We start from the raw sequence: 21,597 nt of genomic DNA, 5'->3' as shown, positions 1-21,597 counted from the left end.
TTTATGATGTTAAACAAAAGGTTCTGAGCCACAAATTTTCTTGTTTAACATCATGGATTCTATGAGTATCGAGAATCAGATATTTCAAGGGGGACACTTAAGCCAAACTACGCTATTCTATTTCCCTTAGGGATAAATCGAAAGGACTAGCATTATTCATCAAGAAAAAAAACAATACCACCCAAATTCTTACGTTTTTTATGGTACCGAAGAGGAATCGGATAACACGCTTAAGTGGACCGTGGAAAAAATTTTCCCATTGAAAGTGGGTCCTAGGCGTCCTTTAGTTTTTAATCCCGAAAATAACCAACGCATTGTGTATTCCGGCGGGAACGAGGCGAATAATGCCTTAGGGTCATGGGATAGCAGTTCTTATCAATACGCCCAATTTCGATTGGTCTCTTCTCAAGGTGCGGGAGATGGCACCGTTCCTGTTGAATCACTGGTTGATATTCTCAATAGTCCGTTCGTCAAAAGTAGTTTGGCAACCAATGTTGACCATCAAAACGCCTATGCGGTTGATAGCCTTCCAGATATTAGAAATCGGGATGCGATTCGATTTACCCTAAAAGCGATAGTGAAAATGGTGCAAGAGGTGGATATTCGTGCAGCTGATTGATCGTTATACGCGAAATGTTATCTCCTTTATTGGGATATTGGTGTGTATTGGGGGGAGTTTGACAAATGCTCTCGCACAGACAGAATTAGCAAACAAGGAAAATACTGTGATTGCCACACTTTTTGAAAAAACGAAACCTCAGTGCATTGGGCGCTATATCATTGATGTACCTGAATCATTCAATAATAAGCTTCGGGATAGTGTTTCTATCGGTGATTTTAAGCTGGAAAGTTTATTTACCTATCCCCCAGCATTCAAGCAACGCATTGAGTTACGTGAAGCGGAATTACGGGAATGGAAAACTAGTGCAGAGAATGCACCGATGTTGAAAGAAATAATTCAATTACCGGATGGTAAAGGGGTTATTTTTGACAGAAACAAACCAACTTCAAATGATGCGTATCGAATGTTAGAAGCGCATGTCTATGTGAATCATGTCGCATTTACCATTACAGCAGAGATATTAGATTTATCTGCACCTAAGTATGAGAAGGAAAAAAAATCTTATAAAAATGCGGGTTTTTCAGAATATGAAATGAATGATAAGCCTGCAAAATTAGCAGCCATGTTATCTTTAATTTCTCGATTGCAGGGGCGTTTAGATCATGACATCCCGATAGAAAAAGGCGTATGTATTCCGAATGGCTTTATTTTGGATGATAAAGACATACCAACGCAAGATGTTGCTTTTCTTTACGAGTTGAAGGAGTTCACTTTTTCGGTTGGGTCAGACAATAGTTTTGCGGGGTCTAATGATACATTATTGAATAGAAGTTCAGAGATCAATGAAGCTATACGGCAACAAAATCGAAAAACGATCAAAAAAGGAAATTTACTACCAAGTAACATTCAATCTCAAGAATGGTTAGTAAAAGGCGAACAAGATGTTTATTCGGAAGAAAAGAATATCGATATCCCTAATTTACCATATTATTTTTTTACATTTTACTCCAATCAAGAAACAGGGTCTTTAACGATTCCTAAACTACATATTATCATGAGTAACACAAGTCAATTCACAACATACAGTGAGTCTGAAATGGTCGAAATTTGGGATCGGATTATTGGATCTCTACGTTATAAACCCAATGCATTTTAATTCACTCTTGAGCGATAACAATGTATGAGCTAGATAAACGCAAAAAAGAGCCGCATCATCAATGTGCGGCTCATTTTCACTATTTATTTGACTTACTGGTTATTGGCCTTCGTAGAAAGCCATTACTAACTTGCCTTCTTTAATAATAATCGGGTTACCGGGTAAGGCGTCTAACACCTCATTTTGTGATGCATCAACCACCACCGCAACATTTCGATTTCCCTGACTCGCCAGCAGGCTTGGCAATTGCTCTAAACGGTAGAATCGATTTTCTGCATCAGGGTAATTAAGCCCATAACCCAGTTCACCGGTTTGATACAACATCGTAATGTCGCTGCGCTTAAGCACCCAAGCCAATGATGTCCCTAAGCCTACATTGTTAGTTAACAATATTGCACGGTTTTGCAGCTGATCTTTATATTTTGTCAGCACGCCCTGTGGCGTATTGTTGCTTTCAATATATTTAGGGATCACATGCCCAATTGATAAGCTCAGCACAAGTGTACAAGCGGCAGCGAGAGACCAATATTTCCGTTTGAAGGAGATTGCCCCCATTAATGCCCAGAATAAGAAAGCCCCAGCCGCAAGCCAGATCTTATAGCTCTCATCCCCTTGATACAGGTTCATTTTAGGAAAATAAGGGGAGACGATAAATGCGCCCGCAGCAGCAACGCCAATCGTGATATTAATTAAGGCATTCAGGCGAATAATCGCCACTTTATTACTTTCTAAAACTTGATTCAGATAGGACGCCATAATAATGGCGAGTGGAGCAATACAAGGCAGAATATAGGTTAGTAATTTACCTTTAGTAATACTGAAAAATAAGAAGGGTAAAACTGCCCACAGTAAGAAATAGAGATTCATGCCTTTTGTACGTATGGCATGCACAATTGCACCAAACAGGTAGCCTAACCATGGGATCACTGCCACTAATAGAATAGGGACATAGAACCAGAATGGGGATTTATTTTGGGCGTTATCTGCCATAAAACGTTGAATATGTTCAACCCAAAAGAAATAATTCCAGAAATCGGCTTCATGACTCGCAATGACTAATCCCCAGGGTAAACACACTAGCACTGAGGTCACAATGGATAAACACGCGAGCGCACAGACTTCTTTAAAACGTTTGAAGTAAATGGCGCTGACAGAACAAACCAGTGTTGGTAACACCAGTACTAAAAAGCCTTTTGTCATCACGCCTAAACCACATGCAACGCCAATCAGAATATATGCATATAATTTGTGGGTGAAGTTTGTAGTCGTAATACCCCATTGGAAAAAGAAGATAATCATCGTAATAAATGCGGTGACTATCGGGTCTAAAATATTGTAAGTTCCAATAGTTAACACGATGAACATGGAGAGATAGATTAATACCGCATTAAATGCGATATCCGATTTTTTCCATGCCATTTTTGCGCTGAGATAAACAAATAGCCCGCTAATTAAGGTGCTAAAAACCACACCTAGCCGCACGGAAACATTATTTTCGCCGAATAACAATTGGAAGAAGGAGCCTACCCAGTAGCCAAAAATAGGTTTTTCAAAATAGCGAATACCTAGCAGCTCAGGCACACTCCAATGACTACTCAGAATTAGCTCGCGGCTAATTTCAGCATAGCGCAGTTCATCAGGTTGCCAAAGTAAGCGCCCATTGAGTGGAAGGAAATAAGTTACAAGCACAAAACCGAATAACAAGCACCACTTAAAGTAGGCAACTTTATTATTTGCCATCATCATTTAATCTCAACCATTCTTGTAATAAATATTTAATAATTATCTATTTTTAATCATCGGACTAACTTTCATTAATCTTCAATTGGCTTTATTATCATGTTATTAGCTAAACCCAACATAAACCAATGAACGTTTTTAATTTCTCAACCGCTGCCCTAGATAAATAATCGATAAATGAGACTATCTTTTTTAGCTTAATATATAAAAATCAATCGAAAGTTAAGACTAGATTAAAAAACAATAGTTCAGCATTTTCCATTTATTTTTAACAATTTAATAAGTAAATGAAACATTCTGTAGCTTTGAGAATAGTTATTAATTCTAGAAAGGCAAAATTGAGAAAAGTTTAATAATAAATTTGAGACTAAAGGCAGCTATTGATGAATCGACTTATCAAAAACTACCTCTAGTTTATCGGTTTTTACTTAGCCGCATCCAATGCTTGGGTTAAGTCCTCTAAAATATCATCAATATGTTCAATTCCGATAGATAAGCGGATCATATCCCGAGAAACGCCAGCCTGAGCCAATTCAGCATCATTCAATTGACGATGGGTAGTTGAAGCTGGGTGACACGCTAAGGATTTAGCATCACCAATATTAACTAAACGAACAATCAACTTCAGCGCATCAATAAAACGAGCACCAGCCTCCTGTCCACCTTTGATACCAAATGACATAATACTGGCAGGTTTACCATTCATGTATTTCTGTGCCAGTTTGTGTTCTGGATTCGTTGGTAGCCCTGCATATTTAACCCATGCCACTTGCGGATGGGACTCTAAATATTGTGCAACTTTTAACGCATTTTCAGTATGACGATCCATTCTTAATGCCAAGGTTTCTAAGCCTTGTAGAATTAAAAATGCGTTAAATGGCGATAGTGCCGCGCCAGTACCACGCAGCGGAGCAACTCGGCAACGAGCAATAAATGCCGCAGCGCCAAAATGTTCGGTATAGCTGACACCATGGTATGCCACATCCGGCTCCACCAGCAGCGAGAAACGCTCAGGGTGTTCTGCCCACGGGAACTTACCTGAGTCGATCACCATCCCCCCAAGTGACGTTCCGTGCCCACCAATATACTTAGTCAATGAGTGAACCACGATATCCGCACCATGTTCAAAGGGTCGACAGAGATAAGGAGTCGCAACGGTATTGTCGACAATCAGTGGTACACCATGCCGATGAGCCACTTGTGCAAGTGCAGCAATATCCACAATAAAACCTGCGGGATTAGAAATCGACTCACAAAAAACAGCTTTGGTTTTGTCATCAATCAGGGCTTCAAGAGCGGCTAAATCATCGTGTTCAGCAAAACGGGTTTGAATTCCAAGACGCGGGAGAGCGTGAGCCAGTAAGTTATAGGTTCCACCATATAACTTGGCAACAGAAACGATGTTATCGCCAACCTGAGCAAGAGTTTGGATCGCGTAAGTAATCGCCGCCATACCTGATGCGACAGCCAAGCCCGCAACGCCGCCTTCAAGCGCTGCCACCCGTTGCTCAAGAACATCATTGGTAGGGTTCATAATGCGCGTATAAATATTGCCCGCGACTTTTAGGTCAAACAGATCAGCGCCGTGCTGTGTGTCATCAAAAGCATAAGATGTCGTTTGATAAATAGGAACAGCAACAGACTTGGTTGTAGGGTCTGGAGAGTAGCCAGCGTGGATCGATAATGTTTCTAATTTCATTGTTTTATCCTTGTTATAATGCACTACACCCGCACTGCTAGATTCAAGGGTTTGTTTTTGTTATCTCACTGTTACGCCAATAAATATCCCCCAAGTAGAGTTATCAAACAACCGGATTAACTTGAAATTATTTCATTCAACACAATCTATCGATCTATTTTCCAACCTACAGATATAAAAAAACCCATACTGCCGAAGCAATATGGGTTCCGTTACGACTGAATTTAATTACGCAAATGCGCCATAAATAACAGAAGTAATCGACCCTAAACCACAAATCATCGTAAAGATTTGCGCTGCTTTAGAGGTACTAAATGGTTTCATCGCAGGGATCATACGCATTGCAACAACAGGCAGAATAAACAGGATTGCCGCAATCATTGGCGCACCCATGGTTTCAATCATACCCAAGATACTTGGGTTAATGATTGCGACAATCCACGTTGTGATAACAATGAATAACAGAGAAATGAGTTCAATCTTCTTCACAGAAACAGAAGAGCGAGATTTTATTAACCCAACCAGACCTTCATGAGCTCCTAAGAAGTGCCCAAAGTAGCTCGAAACGATAGCAGCAAATGCCACGATTGGACCTAAGTAAGACAGGATTGGAGATGGGTTGGTGTTTGCAATATGAGATAACACGCTGATGTTTTCTTTTTTCGCAATTTCTAATTCCGCTGGGCTTAAAGACAGCACGACAGAGAAGACAAAGAACATGACAAAACCGGTCAACATGAATGCTGCGCCACCGGTGATCATGTCAGTTTTAATCACTGCTTGGTCACCAAACTGTTGACGTTGGTCTTTAGCAAATTGGCTGATAATTGGGCTGTGGTTAAAAGAGAACACGATAATAGGAATTGCCATCCATACCACAATCGGCATTGCGCTCCAGTCTGGTGCAACTTCTAACATCGAAGTATTCCACTCAGGAATCAAATACAGAGACAGTGCTAGCAGAATCAAGACTAATGGATAAACCATCATTGAAGTCAGTTTTAGCATTAAATCCCTACCAAACACGACCCCAGCCGTCATCGCAGCAATTAAAACGCCTGACAGTAACCAACGAGGAATAGGATCCATACCGATTTGGTTCACTAAGAATGAATCGACGGTATTGGTGATACCCACACCGTAAATTAATACGATAGGATAAATAGCAAAGAAATAAGCAAACGTGATGATGTTTGCACCTACTTTACCAAAATGTTCTTCAACGGTATCAGTAATATCCGCATCCGGTTTTTTGGCTGACAGTACGAAACGCGCAAGTCCTTTATGGGCTAACCAAATCATTGGTGTTGCAATTAAAGCCAGTACCACTAATGGCCAGAAACCACCCGCACCTGCTTTAATTGGAAGAAAAAGAACACCAGCACCTACTGCGGTACCGAAAAGGGATAACACCCAAGTGAAGTCCTTGTAGGTCCACTTATTAGCAGATTTTTCCGTTGTGCTTACTGCGGTTTTTATTGTGCTCATATTGTCGCTTAATGATTATAAAAAGGGATAAAAAAGATGGGCGAATTCTGCATGAAATGATGAAGAGCACCTAGCTTAATTTTTAGAATCTTTCTGGCTTTTTGGTGTAGATCTCATTACTGAACGTTAAATAATGACAATTTGTTAATATTCGCAAATAAAAGTTTATCAATTGATTAAAAATAAAAATTTCATGCCATTAAAATGAATTCATATTTATTTACTTTTCACTCAAATTATCATCAAAAATAAACATCCATAAAAAATGGCTAGCATTATTTTGCTAGCCATTTTTTTATTTAAAAGGCGAATTTAAAGATAAACAGGGACTAAAATTTCTGTTGCTATCACGACGACCACTAAACCGACTAATACGGGAACGGAAGTTCTCTTCACCACTTCAAACGGTGAAATTTTTGCCATCCCTGAAACGGCTACCACCACCCCAGAAACTGGGGATAATGTACGACCTAAGTTGGAAGCCTGTAGCATAGGAATCACTAAGTAAGCTGGGTTAACTCCCATTTGCTTCGCTAAGTGTGGGATCAATTCGACGAAAGCATAGAACGGTGCGTTACCTGAGCCAGTTGTCATCGCTGCCAGCATCGTAATCACGACCAGAGCAATCATCATGATAATGGCACCAGAACCGAAAGATTGGGCTAAATCGATGAGGCCACGAATAAAACCAATGGTACTCAAGCCTTGAGCAAATATACCCGCAGCGACTAACAGCATCACCACCGTCGCAAATGCATCAGCCATTCCTCGGTAACAAACATCTAAGCCACTATAGACGTGCTTAGCGCTGAAACTACGAAGGAACTCAATCACTGCCGCCAGAATGATACAGCCGACAATAATCGTGACGATGTGTAATTCTGGTGCCCATTTACCGTCAAAAACGAGAACACCGATAATTGGCGTGAAAGGTAAGATTGCATAGAAGCTTGGCGCATGAGTTTTGATCTCATTTACATCCAGCATTTCAGTCTTAACATGCTCTTTTCTATCTAAGTAACGTTGCCAGAAAAAATGTGCGATCGACATCGCCACAATGGCTGCAATCGAGATAGGCAAGGTTGTTTTAAAAGCAAAATCGATTAATGGCATTTCTGCTGCTTTCGCCGCTAAAATAACATCACCGGATGTTGGCGCTAGGATAATCGCCGCCGGAGAAGCACAGATTGCCGCAGCAGCTCCACGACTGATCCCGACATTGACCATCACAGGGAACAGCGTCGCCATTAATAGCACACCAAGACCCGTAGCCGAGGAAACGGCAAGTGACATCAAGCAGGCAACAATATAAGCCGCAACCATCAGTAAATAAGGGGAGTTGATCATTTTAAGTGGCTTAGACGCAATTTTCACCACCACGTCATTAGCACCAATGTGGGTCATATAAGACGCAAAACCACATAGCACCATGATCATCATGCCAAGGTCGCCACCTCGGCTCATTAATAGGAACTTAATGTATTCCAGAATATCAGTAACGCGCCATCCCGTAGGCTTTACTGAATCGGGTAAAATACTTTTTCCCATTAAGGCAGAAATGATTAAAAGTAAGATACCGCCGGTCAATAATACCCCTGTCGCAGAGTAGCCTTTTATTATATAGCGCCCGACACCAATGGCGACTATCACGCCGATTAAAAGCTCAATCATTTATTTTTCCTGCCCGTCTCATTTTGTAATTATTGAAGGTACTCTGCCTAAAAAAAAAGCGAAATACTCTGATAATGATCATGTTGGACAATATTTTTAATCTAGAAATAGATAAAAAGACAAGCTAAAAATTAATAATTATTTTTTCGATTTAACTTAAGCCAAATTCCCTCTATTGCTTAAAAGAATAGAGGGAATTAACGGGTTTTATTTTTAGAATAAATATTTGAAGCGGGCACGAACACCATAACGATCATCATCGTGATGATTAATCATGTTATTATCATCAGCGTTAATTTTTGAGTAGTATGCCCCTAAATAGATTTTATAATTGTCTAAGTCTAAAATCTGAGGTAATTCATAAGAGGTGTATACTGTATGAATATCGTATTTACCGGGTGCTCTATTTAACACTGAATTCGGATCATTCGATATTTTATCTGCATTAAAATCTTGAATATCATTATGCGCATAGATATAGCCTAATTGCAGGCGCTTCCAAAGCCCATATCCACCAATGGATAAATCTTTTTCCGATGAAGCATCTAAATAGGCAGTACTGAATGTTAATTGTAATCCCTCGTCAGGATCTTTCTCTAGGCTATTCCATTCCATCGTCATGCCATAGCCATTGCGTTTTGACATATTTTGCCATTTGTCATCCACATTAGCCCCATAAGCATTATTGATAACTTGGGACTCCATTGCCACCGCCACTTTAAATTCATTGGGTTTCCAAGCAATGACCGGCCTAACATAAATGACATTTTTTTTATTATCTAATTGATACCCATGATATGAGCCACTATCAAATAATGCAGTACCATCTTCCACCAACGCATTCACTTCAAAATACCAATCATTTAATGATTTAGATAATTGAATACTCCCACCATCCCCTGAGCGCCCCCGCCCTTCTTTCATCATATAAATATAACCGAAACCGTCCGCATATAAATCGTTGGCGGTATTCCCCGAATACTGAACGAAGGTGTCTTGCCCTAACGGGAACATGTCATAAGCTTCATAACGCCCAACTTTGGCTTGCCAGCTATTTTGTTGACCAAAATAAAACGCCGCGTCATCCAGATTCATTTTTCCCGTCATATCCGCCAATGGCTGTACAGAGAAACCTGCGTAATTACCATTTTCATTAATGCGCTTTCCATCCAGTCCAATCAAGATCCGCCCATTAATATCCCAGTTATCAGATTTATTGGGTTCTTTATCTTTACCTAATGCGGTACGAACTGAGGTAATTTGTCCTTTTCGGCTTGCGCTATCAAGGTTAAATTCCACATCTCCATAGAGTTTTAATTCACCATATTCATGATTATATTGAATGCCCGGCGCATTCTTACTTGATGTATTGACCAGAGCAGGTGGTTCCGAGTTTGATAGCGCAACTTGCTGGGTGGGAGGTAAGGCAGGGGAACTATTCGCCATCATAATTTGCTCAAGCTTTTCCGCTTTACGTTCCGCTACATTTGCCCGTTGCTCAGCCTGTTCCGCTCTTTTCTCTAATGCTTGAAGCCGAGCTTCTATTTTACTCAAATCAGTTTCTGCCTGACTATGAGTAGGAAAAATGGCAGCGAATCCCACCGCAATCGCTGATAAATAAAATTTTTTCATTTTTTATCCTGTTGAATTAAACCGAAGCAAAGCAACTAAGTATTTTTTAATCGTTAAAGGTGCGTTTAGAGCAGATGCTCAAATTAAGTACTGTCGCAGTATATCCCCACGCAATGTTAACGTTAACAAAATATTCTTTAAAAGGATAAAAGCGTCACACTTTATGAACATCATTTAGAAAACAATGGGAGGTGAACGATGAGAGGATTTATTCATCATTGAGAGCCTGAAAGGCGTTATTTGAAGAGTTCAAACACCATATCCCCAAAAAAGCCTCGATATTGCAAATAACGAATTTGCTTACTTTTTTCTTTAAAATCTTTTGGAATTTCATCGCCAAATTTTTTACAGCGAACCTCTGAAGCGATATCAAACCAGTCTACGTCTAGTTGCGAAAAGTGGTGGTCCACTAAAGTTTCTGCAAAGCCTTTTTGGCGCATTTCTTGTTTAATTCGCAAAGGACCATAGCCTTTGCGAACATAGCCTTGCATTAATAACCCCACCACTCGGTCATCATCTAAAAAATGTTGCTCATTGAGTTTATCGAGTACGCCTTCAATCAACGCCTCATCAATAATTCCGTCATTTTTTTCATACATTCGGCGCTTCATTCTGGCGAATAGCTCTGCCTTTCCATAATCACGTCGGGAAAGCAGAAATAGAGCGTACTGATAGAGTTCGGGCTGTGTCATTATCTACTCGTTGGTCATTAAAATTGGGCACTGACTAACGTGCCCAATCCATATTAATGAACTTGGGCACCGCTTAAGAGTTTATAGATTGTATCAGGTGTATAGCTACCATCTTGGTAATAAATAGTCCAATCGGTGATATCTTCACGAGTAAGCGGGTAAGTTTCCCCTTCCTGCATAGTTTGCACATAGAAAGGGTGGTTGATTAAGCGGCCTTCAAACTGGTCACCCTTCCATGAAATTGGCTCAAACCACATGTGTTCATGCCCTTCATCACCGTCTTCATCCTGATAACTAATGCCACATTTCACAAGGAAGCGCCATTCTGAATCCGTTTCGTCTTCTTTTTTTCCGAGCAGCTTCGCAAATAATCCTTTCTTCGGTACGACAGGTTTTGGACCGTAGTTATCCAGCATGTGGGTAAAATACTCCCAACGTAGTCTGGCTTTACGAGACATATCCGCGGTTTCTTCATCAGTACGCATAAACATCATCGCATTTTGATCTTCAAAACCTTCAAAGAAGCTTTCTAATGTTGGATTTTCTTGGGTCACGCGAAATAGCATCACGGATGGATGTTGGTGAGATTCGTCACGATCATGCCAATCGCCCATAAAACGCTCTGAACTGGCATCACCAAATTCAAAATTCATCTCTTCCAATGGTTTTAAGTTATCAACAGGGGTTGATTGCCCCACATGGCGTAGTCCTTCTTCAAATGGGACTGCCACCAAATATTCATAACCTGTTTGGGTTTGACCAATGAAGATCGGCTCATTGAAGTCAATTTTTCCTTGGGTAATGCTGTTATTCACAAAACTCCAGAATAGCTCAGGGATCCCATAATAAGACGCAATCGGGTGTGGGATAATAATCTCTGCTTCGGATAGCCCACAACGCGCTAAACCATGAGTATGGAACCAATACATGGTTGGCGCAGCATCTTCGCCTGCGTCTTTATCGTGGTCATAAATAGCATGCACTACATACAAAGAATCAATACTTGGCATCAAATCATCCAGCAATTGGAAGTTTAGCCATTCACGTGTAAAGACTTTACCCGCCGCCGAAATATCCAATCCTAATAATAAGTCAGGGACTAAAATTTGGATGATTTTCAGTTGCTGTAAGTAATTGACGAGTGGTTGGTCTTGGAATAAACATTCAACGACTACCGCTTGGGGTGCAGCAGTCGCTTCTGCGTATAGCTCTTGGCTAATCGGATCAGTGGCAAAATAAGGGTTAATTGTATATTCCGGATCGCTTTCTACGAGAGAGATATAAAAGCGTAAATCTTGTTCATCTTTTTTGCAGGTGAAGAAAAAACCGCCACCATCTTCTTCAGATACATAATCAATATCACCGTCAGTAAAATAGGTTTGTTCTTCTAATCGTTGCTCAAGTTGTAGTGAAGTCAGTTCAGAAGCAGGGATAGCCACCATCATCGAGGCTTCTCTTTCCCCTTCGCCTTTTGCAATATCAAGGTATTGTTGTTTATTACTCATTATTTTGCCCTGTAATTTATTATCTTTATCGAGGATATCAGCTTATATTCCGTAAGAATATTGTGAATATTCTTAACCAATTCAGATAGTGATTTAATCCGCCTCATTTTTGCTAAGTTAATCAATCCTCATTATTCTGCGGTTGGTTATTCTACTTTTCATCCGTTATCCTCTGAGGCACAATGAGAATGACATTTCTGCCATGTTGGGTTGGCAGTGAAACACATTCTTTCTTATATATAGGTTATGAAATATGACTGATTTAACCGAAAAGCAAAAACAATACGTTGACGACCTCGCCATGCAACAAGTCTTTGATATGAATAATGATGATGTACTGGTTAACGCGTTAGAGCAGAAAATTCATAATCTGGAAGCCCATTTAAAAAATTATTTCCATGAACGAGTCCAATTTCACAAAAATAATAAGAAATAATATTTAACTTGTCCCTCTGCCGATGTCTTCTTGGGCTTCGGCATTTTTACCTGCATATTTTCCTACCTTTATTACATCGATAATAAGAATCATTTGATTTAAAACATGATCTTTTTAGAATCGCATTATGGAACATATTAAAATTCGCAATATATGCTAGAATTTTGGCGTTTATTGTAAGTTTTATTCTTTCGTTTTATTTATCATTCACGCCTTTATATTTATTAGATAATTGAGTCCACTATGACACGCAATCAACTCAGCACAGTGCTGCTTATTTCATCTTGCTTGGTAATTCCAACAAGTTTTGCCGATAGCGATACTCCCCTATTCTCTGTCAGTATGACAGAATCGGGTGTTCCTAAAAATAATGCTGAAGGTGGCGTGACTCGCTCATCCAGCACGGAATCCCGAGTGTTGCCCATTTGGGGAGATGAGGCACGCGCCCAAGGTTACGATATTCCAGAACCTTTTGGGGTAAGCTATGGTTATATGAATCTGCGTCAAGATATTGTGGTTGATTCAATTGGATTTAATGCCAGCAAACCATTGGGGCAAGCTTTACTATCTCAAATATCTGTAAAAACAGGCCATACCCGTGAGAAAAATGAATCACACACACTAAAGCTCGATGCTTGGGTTCTTCCATTCATGAATATGTATGGTATCTATGGAAAAACCAAAGGTACCTCTAAAACTAATATTACTGGTATTTATCTAGGTGATAGTGATGAGCGCATGTGGGACAAAGACATGCCTTTTATTTTGGACTTTGAAGGTAAAACCTACGGTGGTGGGATTACTTTTGCGGGGGCTTATAACCAATTTTTCGGTACCTTAGATATGAACTATACACGTACTAATCTTGATATCTTAGATGGTGATATTAGTGCATTTGTTGTGACACCGCGCATTGGCTATGAATTTATATTTGAACCATTAATTGCTGGTCAAGGCAATACAAAAGTTCAAGTTTGGACGGGTGCCATGTACCAAGATATTACTCAGCGCTTTAAAGGTGATGTGAGTAAACTAAATCTACCTAACGAGTTGGATGGCATGTTAAATGGTCCCGGTATGAATCAAATTATTGGCGATGTAAAATTCGACGTCAAACAACATCTCGCCCATAAATGGAATAATACTGTCGGCGCCCGAGTGGAATTAACTCGTAACTTTAACGTCCTCACTGAAATTGGTTTTAACAACCGTAATAGCTTCTTTATTTCTGGGGAATTCCGCTTTTAATGCTGCGACATCACTGTCTAGAAAGGCTGATATTACTCAGCCTTTTTATTTCTTTCGCCCCACAGGCTCAAATACTTCCCGAGCGTAACACCATCGATGGCTGGTTAAGCGAGCTTGGCGGTGAAAATAGCTTTGATGAGAGCAAAACTATCGACTGGGGTGTATTACCCGGACCATTTTATACGCCTGAAATGGGTATCGGTATTGGTACTGCTCTCGTTGGCTTATACCGTATCGACAAACAAGATACATTGACTCAGCCATCCTCTATTGGCGTGAGTGGCTTTGCATCCTCAACCGGTGCCTTTGGTGTTAACTTTACCAATTATAATTTCATTGATAACGACCAATGGCGTCTGTTTATTTCCGGCACTATCAATAATATTCCGACCTATTATTGGGGCAAAGGTTATGCCGCGGGCAAAAAAGACAGCAATAAAGAAAAGTATCATTCCCAAGAATTTCAGATTACCCCCCGCGCCCTGTATAAGTTGGGTGATTCCGCCTATGTTGGCCTAGGTTGGAATTTTTCATCAATTAATGCCAGCGATCCCGATGACGGCGCAAAAGAATACTTTTCCCAATCCACTGGGGGGCGCTCTACCATTAATTCGGGCGTGAGTGCTTATTACAGTTATGACACCCGTGATTTCTTACCTAATGCACATAATGGCCAAGCTCTCGAAGTTATCTATACTTATTTTGCACCGAGTTTGGGTAGTGATACGCGTTTTCAAACCACACAATTGCAATATGCCTATTACCATGAGCTTTCCGAAAAAACGGTCATTGCCATTGATAACTATGCCCGTTTCTCAACAGGTGAAGTACCATGGAACCAGCTATCTTTATTAGGTAATAGTAACCGCATGCGTGGCTATTACGAAGGACGATATCGAGACAATAATATTTTGACGAGCCAAGTCGAGTTGCGGCATAAATTAGATTGGCGCCATGGTGTCGTAGGTTGGCTAGGAACCGGCACCATGAGTAACTCGCCATCAGAACTCGGCAGTGGTCACTGGCTCCCCACGGCGGGAGTGGGTTATCGTTTTGAATTTAAACCACGAATGAATGTTAGGTTAGATTTTGGTGTCGGTCGCAACAGTACCGGATTCTATTTTCAAGTAGGTGAATCTTTCTAATGCTCAAATACATTATTATCTCGTGCATTTTGTTCGCGTTAGTGGCTTGTCAAAACCGCGAACAACTTCAGCTCCCTACTGCAACGGCGGATCTTGCCAGTATCCCTATTGAGGAAGCCTCTCAAACTTGGCCAGTTCTTAGTTCTCTAGGTGCCCCTCAAGGGCTAAGAGCTTGTTGTGCATTTGGTTATAATATTCGAGCGGAGATCTCTGGCGTCCCAGTTCCTTTCTATCTTATCGACAATATCGTTGAGGCTAATAAACTTGGTGAGCATCATTATAATGATAGCTACCTTGCCGCAACGGCAGATATTGTCGGGTTAAATAGCGAAAAAGTTGGGCTCGTCTATACCACAGACGGCGGCTTTATTGATATTGCCCACGTACGTGATACCGCTGACTATACTTTATACTTATTCAGCCAAATCTACCCGAATTTGGGTAAAGAATGGACATTAAAACTCAGTGATGAACTGGCTAGCCGGCAAATTCACTTTAACTCGTTTACCCCACCTGAATCAGCGGTAGAACGCTATACGTTGAGTACTTACCTTGCCGCGAAACTGGCTTTTCAGTTAGCGGCATGGCATGAAATCGCACAATGGTATGGCTATCAGTCTGTTCCCGGCTTTTCTGAAGGCGTGTCCGCTTTTTCTCCTGAAGATTTATATTCCAACCTCCTTGGGGCTCGTTTAGCCAGTTCATTAATATTACAGGGGCGAGCAGAATCCTTAACTATCTTCTCACATTCCTTAGAAACGATACTCCCTGTTGCCTTAAATGAGCTTGGAGCATTTAATAAAGAAAAAACTCGAGAAGTTTTTGATCGAGTCGATGGAATATGGTGGGATAGCTCAAAACGTGTTCCAAATAAATTTTTGTTATTAACCCGTGATTATGATGTGGCAGATAGCCGTTACCCATTTTTACCCACACAAACAATCCCTCACAAAGGGTTAAAACTCAGTTTACCTGACGAATATGCGGGATATTCATTAGCAAAATTAGCGCAGTTCCGGTTGGTACCTACGGATAAAATGGCACAACTTCCTGTTCCAGAAAAATATTGGACGATTGATGATTTTTCGACTCTCGCAGAACAAGCTAAAATTGAAGATCAAAAACAACAAACACGCACTTTGAAAAAGTAAAATTTCCAGTCTAATTTTGTCATATTATTCGTCATCTATGGTCAAAAAAGCCCATTTTTTTTGGCCATTTCTAGTCATCATAGTTTGCCTTCATTTGATTTTCATACAAACCATAAGTGTTCATAAAATGCGAAAAAGGGTGATTTGAGCTAAAAATAACCACCTTAATGGGTGTTTTTTAATCATAATAACCTTATAAAAACAAAGTTAATTGATTGTATTTTAAACAAATTTAACTTAAGACAGATGATTTCATTTTGAAATAAGAAATTAAAATTAATAAATAAATAGTCGAAAATATAAATAAAGAAATTAATCACTCGATTAAAATCAATAAGTTAAAAAAAATAAACCATTCAATACAAAATAATACAGAAATTTAGTTAATGTGAGTCGGATAAAAGTAGCTCGTAAAAAATTATTCTGATACCATTCGCTCGATTTTTGTTCAGAGATACATAGGAGAAGCAAATGCCCTCTCGAACGATGAGGACAAACGCCGTCTTCGCTTTCTTATTTTTACTTTTATTTTCGAGTCTCAGTTTTGGCTCAACCAGTACTAGTACGATGCTGAAAAAAGACTTTGCACTGAAGCAAGCGCAAAGTACAAATCAAGCACAAACACCATTGCCTGATTTGCGTAAATACCCGTCTGGTACTGCACGTAAGAAAGCGTTTTTAAAAACGGTTGTCCCTGTGATTGAAAAAGTCAATCAACAGATCATGGAAGAACGTAACTGGCTACTGTCAGTACGTACAAATGCCAAATGGAGCGCACAAGAACTACGTCGCCTGACTCAGATCTGTGATAGCTATGGCATTAACTGCAGCAACCCAAAACGTATTAATTGGGATAAACTGTTAAGTCGTGTTGACATCATGCCAACACATTTAGTTGCGACACAAGCAGCAACAGAGTCTGGTTGGGGTACATCTCAGCTTGCTCAACAAAATGGAAATTTATTTGGGATGCGCTGTGGTAGCGGCTGTCAGACCAAGAAAGGAAAGATTAAAGGCTATTCAACGTACTCTTCAGTGGAAGAGACAGTAACAGCCTATATGAAGAACATGAATACCCATAATGCGTATGAGTCATTACGTCATTCACGCGCTAAGCAGCGTAAATCGCAAGATGAGCTAGACTCAGTCAAGCTGATTAACGACATGAAAGGGTACTCAGAATTAGGTTCGTCATATAACCGCTATCTGAAAGAGATGTACGCGAGCAACGAAGAATTGATTACACAAGCTCAACAAAGAGCAGCGACTCGCAGTTAATTTGTATCAACACACCAGGTACAACAATATAAAAATCCACTTTTTCGGAAGTGGATTTTTTTTGCAGTTTTTCTCATCCACTCGAAATATGACAACCCACCCCACCCCAGCTATACTTCTTAGACTTTGAATCTTGAATCTTGAATCTTGAATCGTTTATTTTTCTTTTCATCATCCGTTTTACTCTAAATAATTCGGATTTTAGATGAATGGCAGGCTTCTCCATTTGAATTTCTAAATAGTTCGTGTTGTCGCTAGGCGTCGAGTATTGATATCCCTAGAAGCATACATGAGTATGTGACTAGGGTAGCGATACGAAGACAACACCGCGACAACATGAAATATGACGAAATTCCGATTGCAAGCCGGAAAAGAATAAATATTATAATGCACCATAACAATTAACATCTGAGTCTATTATGAATTTTTTCTCATTTGAGTTTCTTGGCTCGTTTTTGGTTTTTTTTCTTATTTATTGGGGCTGCCAACCCAGCGCAAAATTACAAAATGGGTTGCTAATCACCGCTAGCTATTTTTTTGTTTATTCCTTTAGCCCTGATTTTGCTTATATTCTATTTGGCTACACATTATTTATCTATTTGCTAACCAATTGGGCAACCGTTTGGTTATCCAATCGCTGGATTTACACGCTTTTAGGTATTGCCATCATTGGCTGCTTTACCGCATTTAAATACTATTCTTTCTTTCAAGAAACCATACAACAGACTCTCGATAAATTTGGATTCAGTGTTGGGTTACCGATCCTTGAATTATTGGCTCCGTTAGGTCTTTCTTTCTACGCATTCCATTCGGTGAGTTATACGGTGTCTGTGTGCCGTAAAGAAATTGAAAAAGCAGATTTTTTTGATGTGGTACTGTATTTGGCTTTCTTCCCAAGTATTGTGGCGGGTCCAATTAATCGCGCAAAAAACTTTCTACCACAAATTCAGACAGAAAGTCGCAACATCCTTGATTCTCGACGCGCCATTTTGCTGATTAGCTTAGCGCTGGTGAAGCTTTTTCTGTTTAGTTCTTATCTGGCTGAAAATTATGTTAACCCCGTTTTTGATGCCCCAACAGGCTATAGCGCGGGCGAAATATTAATTGCTACCTATGCCTATGCGTGGAATATCTACTTTAACTTTTCCGGTTATACCAATCTGGTCACCGGTATTGCATTACTGTTAGGTTTCAACGTACCTCTAAACTTTAATGCCCCTTATTTAGCGACTAACTTACAAGATTTTTGGAAGCGCTGGCATATTAGTTTATCGACCTTCATTCGCGACTATGTGTATATTCCATTGGGTGGTAACCGTAAGGGATTTACCCGAATGAACATTAACGCATTCTTAGCCATGGTGATTTCGGGTTTATGGCACGGTGCAGCAATGACGTTTGTTGTATGGGGAGCGATTCACGGTTTAGGGATTGTATTCCTGAGTCTTAAGAATTTCTGCATGCAAAAGCTAGGTTGGAATTGGTCGCTACCAAATCAAACATTATCAACTTGGTTATCACGTATTATTACGTTTCATTTTGTCTGTTTTGCTTGGATATTTTTCCGTAGCCCGTCCTTCGATGATGCGATGGTGATGCTGAATCAATTTATTGAACCCGGATTTATCGCCTCGATTAGCGCTAACCTTGGATTACTGATCCCATTTTGGCTATTGTTCCTTGCTTATCCTTATTTTGTTCAAGGCTACCAATATGTTGCCAAAAAACATCAAGATATCGCTTGGTATTATTACCCTATCCCATTAGCCATTGTTCTGACTATTATGTTTATGCTTTCACCTTCAGGCATGCCAGGATTTATCTATGCTAACTTCTGAGTTTAAAAATAACCTGAAAAAAACAGGGCAAGTCCTCTTTATCGTCCTTATTACGGGCTTGTTATTAATTTGGTTGAATCAAGGCTCACTGGAACGATTCTGGCAGCAAAAGTACCATCAAGATACCCCATGGTCGAAAATGATGGGCAATCCCGTTTGGAGCTACGGCAGTACGTTACACGATGGGGTGCAAGAAGCGGGGCTCACGTTTGCCTATCACGCTTCTGGACAAAAAGCCGTAGACGATAAACAAGCCGCTCAAATAGCTGACCGTAATGACGCGTTAAAATTTCCTGATGATTTCCGGGTTGGGCTACACTTTGTTAACGGCTATATCTACCCAGCCGAAAGTTTATCAGTGACGTTTCCAGAATTGCTAAAACGGCCACAAGCACGAGCCAAGAATTCAACACGCGCTTTCGCTGGGGTCAATCTGGCGAGTCCAGAAGGACCGATTACCCCAAAACATATCGCTAAGATTACTGCGGGAGATCAAGTGCTATTTGCAGGGGACTCCATGATGCAGGGTATCGCTCCCCATGTTAAAAACATGCTATTGAAAAAGTATAATATAGACAGCATTAACTTGAGTAAGCAGAGTACGGGTCTTGCCTACCCGCGTTTCTTTAACTGGCCAGAAACTATCGCTAAAGCGTTAAATGATAATCCCAATATTAAGGTGTTAGTGGTCTTTTTAGGGCCTAATGACCCATGGGATATGCCGCCGCAGACAGGCTATAAGTATGTGAAGTTCAAGAGTGAAGAGTGGGAGCAAGTGTACCGCTCGCGCATCAATGATATATTAGCCACCGCTCGCCAACATAACGTCGATGTTATTTGGGTCGGTCCGCCTAATATGCGCAAAAATAACCTGTCCGATGGCATGAAGTTCCTACGCAGTCTTTATCAGTCCGAAGTCGAAAAGTATGGCGAAATGTACATTTCTGCCAACGATGTCTTTAAGTATAAAAATGACGACTATTCTGACTATATTGGTGATGGCAGCAATGCTATAAAATTGCGCAGTGGTGATGGGATCCATTTCAGTGGTAAAGGGCAACAAATGATTGCCGAACGTGTATTTTCACTGATCCATTTCGAAGAGGGAGACAAGGAGCCTCATGAAACTGAACAACTTGCGTCAAGCCAAGAGCAAGCTACTCTCGACTAGCGTCGTCACGTTGTTGGCATTAGGTTTAATCTCTTGCCAAACGCCTGACAATCAACGTGGTAAAACCTCACAACCAAAATGGTCTGCATCTACAGAGCAAGGGCAATTGGTGAATAATGGGGAACCCAATCTGGGTCTTTTGGCGTCTAAATTACGCCAAGGTAGCCAACAAGTGCATATCGTTCAAATCGGCGATTCGCACACAGCGGCAGATTTTTTCAGCGGGGAGTTACGCACATTATTTCAGCAACGCTATGGTGATGCGGGGCCAGGATTTGTACCACCTATTTCGGTACCCGGCCAACGTACTGCCACGATTAATCGGGTGAGTGATAAAGCTGATTGGACACTCGCATCGAGTCGCAAAGATGAGCGATTTGACTACCCTCTGGGTGGGTTGATTGCCGAGCCACACTCCAATAGCAGCAATGTGCTGTTAAAACCATTGCAACCAGTACAGAACAGTTACCGTCTACAAGCGCTTTATCAGAGTTCGGCAAATAGCCAGATGAAGGTATCACCGTCGTCGTCATCCATGGTGACATTACCTGCGACTGGTAATAATTGGCAATTTTCGGCTCCAGTGAACACTCAATTACCCTCTCAAGTATCAATGAGCCAACAAGGTAACCTGAAAGTCGGTGGATGGTTAGTGCGTTCAAACAAGCCGGGAGTCATGTTATCTGCGGTAGGGTTAAATGGTGCCACCATCAATATGTTGGATAAATGGCAATCTCAATGGAGTGCCACATTAGCTGAAATGTCTCCTGACATGGTTATTTTAGCTTTCGGTACCAATGAAGCCTTTAACGATACATTGAACTTGACGGCTTATGAGCAGAGCCTCAGAGAGAAAATTCGTCAAATCCGCCAGCAAATGCCGAATGCGGTGATTATGTTAGTGGGGCCAAGCGACTCAATTAAGTTTAGTAGCGCCGCAGGCTGTACGGCACAAATGCCTGTGAATTTGATGAATGTTATCCGCATTCAAAAAGCGGTTGCAGCTCAAGAGCACACACTATTTTGGGATTGGCAGGCCTACATGGGCGGTCCTTGCTCTATTCGTTCGTGGGCAGCCCAAGGTTTAGCGCGCCCAGACAATGTACATTTCTCTGCGGATGGCTATAAGAAAAGCGCTCAGGCTCTTTACAGCCAGTTTAATCAGATGTTGAAGTAATGAATAAA

Annotated in this window: 17 protein-coding genes; 10 read left to right on the top strand and 7 right to left on the bottom strand. The window is 40.7% G+C overall.

Features of this window, described 5'->3' with window-relative positions:
* Positions 1-241 precede the first annotated feature (241 nt).
* Both EL244_RS02470 and EL244_RS02465 read left to right on the top strand, forming a co-directional pair.
* Positions 242-619, top strand: a complete 378-nt coding sequence (locus EL244_RS02470) for a hypothetical protein (protein WP_223844752.1) — start codon at positions 242-244, stop codon at positions 617-619.
* 106 nt (positions 620-725) lie between these two features.
* Positions 726-1,718, top strand: coding sequence for a T6SS immunity protein Tli4 family protein (locus EL244_RS02465; RefSeq protein ID WP_126462710.1), 993 nt, complete (start codon positions 726-728; stop codon positions 1,716-1,718).
* 99 nt (positions 1,719-1,817) lie between these two features.
* On the opposite strand, the gene arnT is transcribed toward EL244_RS02465, so the two are convergent.
* From arnT to EL244_RS02430, 7 genes are all read right to left on the bottom strand, one after another.
* Complete coding sequence (gene arnT, locus EL244_RS02460) at positions 1,818-3,464, bottom strand: lipid IV(A) 4-amino-4-deoxy-L-arabinosyltransferase (RefSeq protein ID WP_126458485.1); 1,647 nt, start codon at positions 3,462-3,464, stop codon at positions 1,818-1,820.
* Positions 3,465-3,882: 418 nt separating this feature from the next.
* Positions 3,883-5,157 carry a bifunctional O-acetylhomoserine aminocarboxypropyltransferase/cysteine synthase gene (locus EL244_RS02455; RefSeq protein WP_126436312.1) on the bottom strand — a complete coding sequence of 425 codons (1,275 nt, stop codon included), beginning with the start codon at positions 5,155-5,157 and terminating at the stop codon, positions 3,883-3,885.
* 228 nt (positions 5,158-5,385) lie between these two features.
* A complete protein-coding gene (locus EL244_RS02450) occupies positions 5,386-6,645 on the bottom strand; it encodes an aromatic amino acid transport family protein (RefSeq protein WP_006816028.1) in 1,260 nt (419 codons plus the stop codon).
* Positions 6,646-6,957: 312 nt separating this feature from the next.
* Positions 6,958-8,316 carry an anaerobic C4-dicarboxylate transporter DcuC gene (dcuC, locus tag EL244_RS02445; protein ID WP_006816029.1) on the bottom strand — a complete coding sequence of 453 codons (1,359 nt, stop codon included), beginning with the start codon at positions 8,314-8,316 and terminating at the stop codon, positions 6,958-6,960.
* A gap of 213 nt (positions 8,317-8,529) precedes the next feature.
* Entirely contained in the window at positions 8,530-9,948 is a 1,419-nt protein-coding gene (locus EL244_RS02440; RefSeq protein ID WP_115163927.1) for a carbohydrate porin, read from the bottom strand.
* Between the two features lie 236 nt (positions 9,949-10,184).
* A complete protein-coding gene (locus EL244_RS02435) occupies positions 10,185-10,640 on the bottom strand; it encodes a regulatory protein RecX (RefSeq protein ID WP_112836075.1) in 456 nt (151 codons plus the stop codon).
* 53 nt (positions 10,641-10,693) lie between these two features.
* On the bottom strand, positions 10,694-12,145 hold the full coding sequence (locus tag EL244_RS02430) for a DUF4026 domain-containing protein (protein WP_126458483.1): 1,452 nt from the start codon (positions 12,143-12,145) through the stop codon (positions 10,694-10,696).
* A gap of 253 nt (positions 12,146-12,398) precedes the next feature.
* Between EL244_RS02430 and EL244_RS02425 the strand changes: the two genes are divergently transcribed.
* The 8 genes from EL244_RS02425 (at position 12,399) to EL244_RS02390 (ending at position 21,589) form a co-directional block, all read left to right on the top strand.
* Positions 12,399-12,581: a hypothetical protein gene (locus tag EL244_RS02425; protein WP_006816033.1), complete on the top strand. Its 183-nt coding sequence runs from the start codon at positions 12,399-12,401 to the stop codon at positions 12,579-12,581.
* Between the two features lie 243 nt (positions 12,582-12,824).
* Complete coding sequence (locus EL244_RS02420) at positions 12,825-13,829, top strand: hypothetical protein (protein ID WP_126458480.1); 1,005 nt, start codon at positions 12,825-12,827, stop codon at positions 13,827-13,829.
* Positions 13,829-14,974 carry a BamA/TamA family outer membrane protein gene (locus EL244_RS02415; protein ID WP_126458478.1) on the top strand — a complete coding sequence of 382 codons (1,146 nt, stop codon included), beginning with the start codon at positions 13,829-13,831 and terminating at the stop codon, positions 14,972-14,974. The genes EL244_RS02420 and EL244_RS02415 overlap by 1 nt, the downstream gene beginning before the upstream one ends.
* The gene (locus EL244_RS02410; protein ID WP_126458475.1) at positions 14,974-16,125 is read left to right on the top strand and encodes a DUF4056 domain-containing protein; all 1,152 of its coding nucleotides are present in this window, start codon (positions 14,974-14,976) and stop codon (positions 16,123-16,125) included. Before EL244_RS02415 ends, EL244_RS02410 begins: the two co-directional genes overlap by 1 nt.
* 471 nt (positions 16,126-16,596) lie before the next feature.
* Entirely contained in the window at positions 16,597-17,403 is an 807-nt protein-coding gene (locus EL244_RS02405) for a protein bax (protein ID WP_126458473.1), read from the top strand.
* A 419-nt stretch (positions 17,404-17,822) separates the two neighbouring features.
* Positions 17,823-19,241, top strand: coding sequence for an MBOAT family O-acyltransferase (locus EL244_RS02400; RefSeq protein WP_006816039.1), 1,419 nt, complete (start codon positions 17,823-17,825; stop codon positions 19,239-19,241).
* Positions 19,228-20,412 (top strand): SGNH/GDSL hydrolase family protein, encoded by a 1,185-nt coding sequence (locus tag EL244_RS02395; RefSeq protein ID WP_126458471.1) that lies wholly within the window; start codon positions 19,228-19,230, stop codon positions 20,410-20,412. Before EL244_RS02400 ends, EL244_RS02395 begins: the two co-directional genes overlap by 14 nt.
* Positions 20,363-21,589 (top strand): SGNH/GDSL hydrolase family protein, encoded by a 1,227-nt coding sequence (locus tag EL244_RS02390; RefSeq protein ID WP_115163924.1) that lies wholly within the window; start codon positions 20,363-20,365, stop codon positions 21,587-21,589. The genes EL244_RS02395 and EL244_RS02390 overlap by 50 nt, the downstream gene beginning before the upstream one ends.
* The last annotated feature ends 8 nt before the right edge of the window (positions 21,590-21,597 follow it).

Origin of the sequence: Providencia rustigianii, from assembly GCF_900637755.1 — a bacterium.
GTDB lineage: Bacteria > Pseudomonadota > Gammaproteobacteria > Enterobacterales > Enterobacteriaceae > Providencia > Providencia rustigianii.
Note: the sequence above shows the minus strand (reverse complement) of the source record. Positions and strands in the feature narration are given on the sequence as shown.

What these genes read in the sequence shown, in the direction of transcription:
- arnT (WP_126458485.1), bottom strand. Translation starts at nt 3,464, where the DNA reads ATGATGATGGCAAATAATAAAGTTGCCTACTTTAAGTGGTGCTTGTTA.
- EL244_RS02455 (WP_126436312.1), bottom strand. Translation starts at nt 5,157, where the DNA reads ATGAAATTAGAAACATTATCGATCCACGCTGGCTACTCTCCAGACCCT.
- EL244_RS02450 (WP_006816028.1), bottom strand. Translation starts at nt 6,645, where the DNA reads ATGAGCACAATAAAAACCGCAGTAAGCACAACGGAAAAATCTGCTAAT.
- dcuC (WP_006816029.1), bottom strand. Translation starts at nt 8,316, where the DNA reads ATGATTGAGCTTTTAATCGGCGTGATAGTCGCCATTGGTGTCGGGCGC.
- EL244_RS02440 (WP_115163927.1), bottom strand. Translation starts at nt 9,948, where the DNA reads ATGAAAAAATTTTATTTATCAGCGATTGCGGTGGGATTCGCTGCCATT.
- EL244_RS02435 (WP_112836075.1), bottom strand. Translation starts at nt 10,640, where the DNA reads ATGACACAGCCCGAACTCTATCAGTACGCTCTATTTCTGCTTTCCCGA.
- EL244_RS02430 (WP_126458483.1), bottom strand. Translation starts at nt 12,145, where the DNA reads ATGAGTAATAAACAACAATACCTTGATATTGCAAAAGGCGAAGGGGAA.
- EL244_RS02425 (WP_006816033.1), top strand. Translation starts at nt 12,399, where the DNA reads ATGACTGATTTAACCGAAAAGCAAAAACAATACGTTGACGACCTCGCC.
- EL244_RS02420 (WP_126458480.1), top strand. Translation starts at nt 12,825, where the DNA reads ATGACACGCAATCAACTCAGCACAGTGCTGCTTATTTCATCTTGCTTG.
- EL244_RS02415 (WP_126458478.1), top strand. Translation starts at nt 13,829, where the DNA reads ATGCTGCGACATCACTGTCTAGAAAGGCTGATATTACTCAGCCTTTTT.
- EL244_RS02410 (WP_126458475.1), top strand. Translation starts at nt 14,974, where the DNA reads ATGCTCAAATACATTATTATCTCGTGCATTTTGTTCGCGTTAGTGGCT.
- EL244_RS02405 (WP_126458473.1), top strand. Translation starts at nt 16,597, where the DNA reads ATGCCCTCTCGAACGATGAGGACAAACGCCGTCTTCGCTTTCTTATTT.
- EL244_RS02400 (WP_006816039.1), top strand. Translation starts at nt 17,823, where the DNA reads ATGAATTTTTTCTCATTTGAGTTTCTTGGCTCGTTTTTGGTTTTTTTT.
- EL244_RS02395 (WP_126458471.1), top strand. Translation starts at nt 19,228, where the DNA reads ATGCTAACTTCTGAGTTTAAAAATAACCTGAAAAAAACAGGGCAAGTC.
- EL244_RS02390 (WP_115163924.1), top strand. Translation starts at nt 20,363, where the DNA reads ATGAAACTGAACAACTTGCGTCAAGCCAAGAGCAAGCTACTCTCGACT.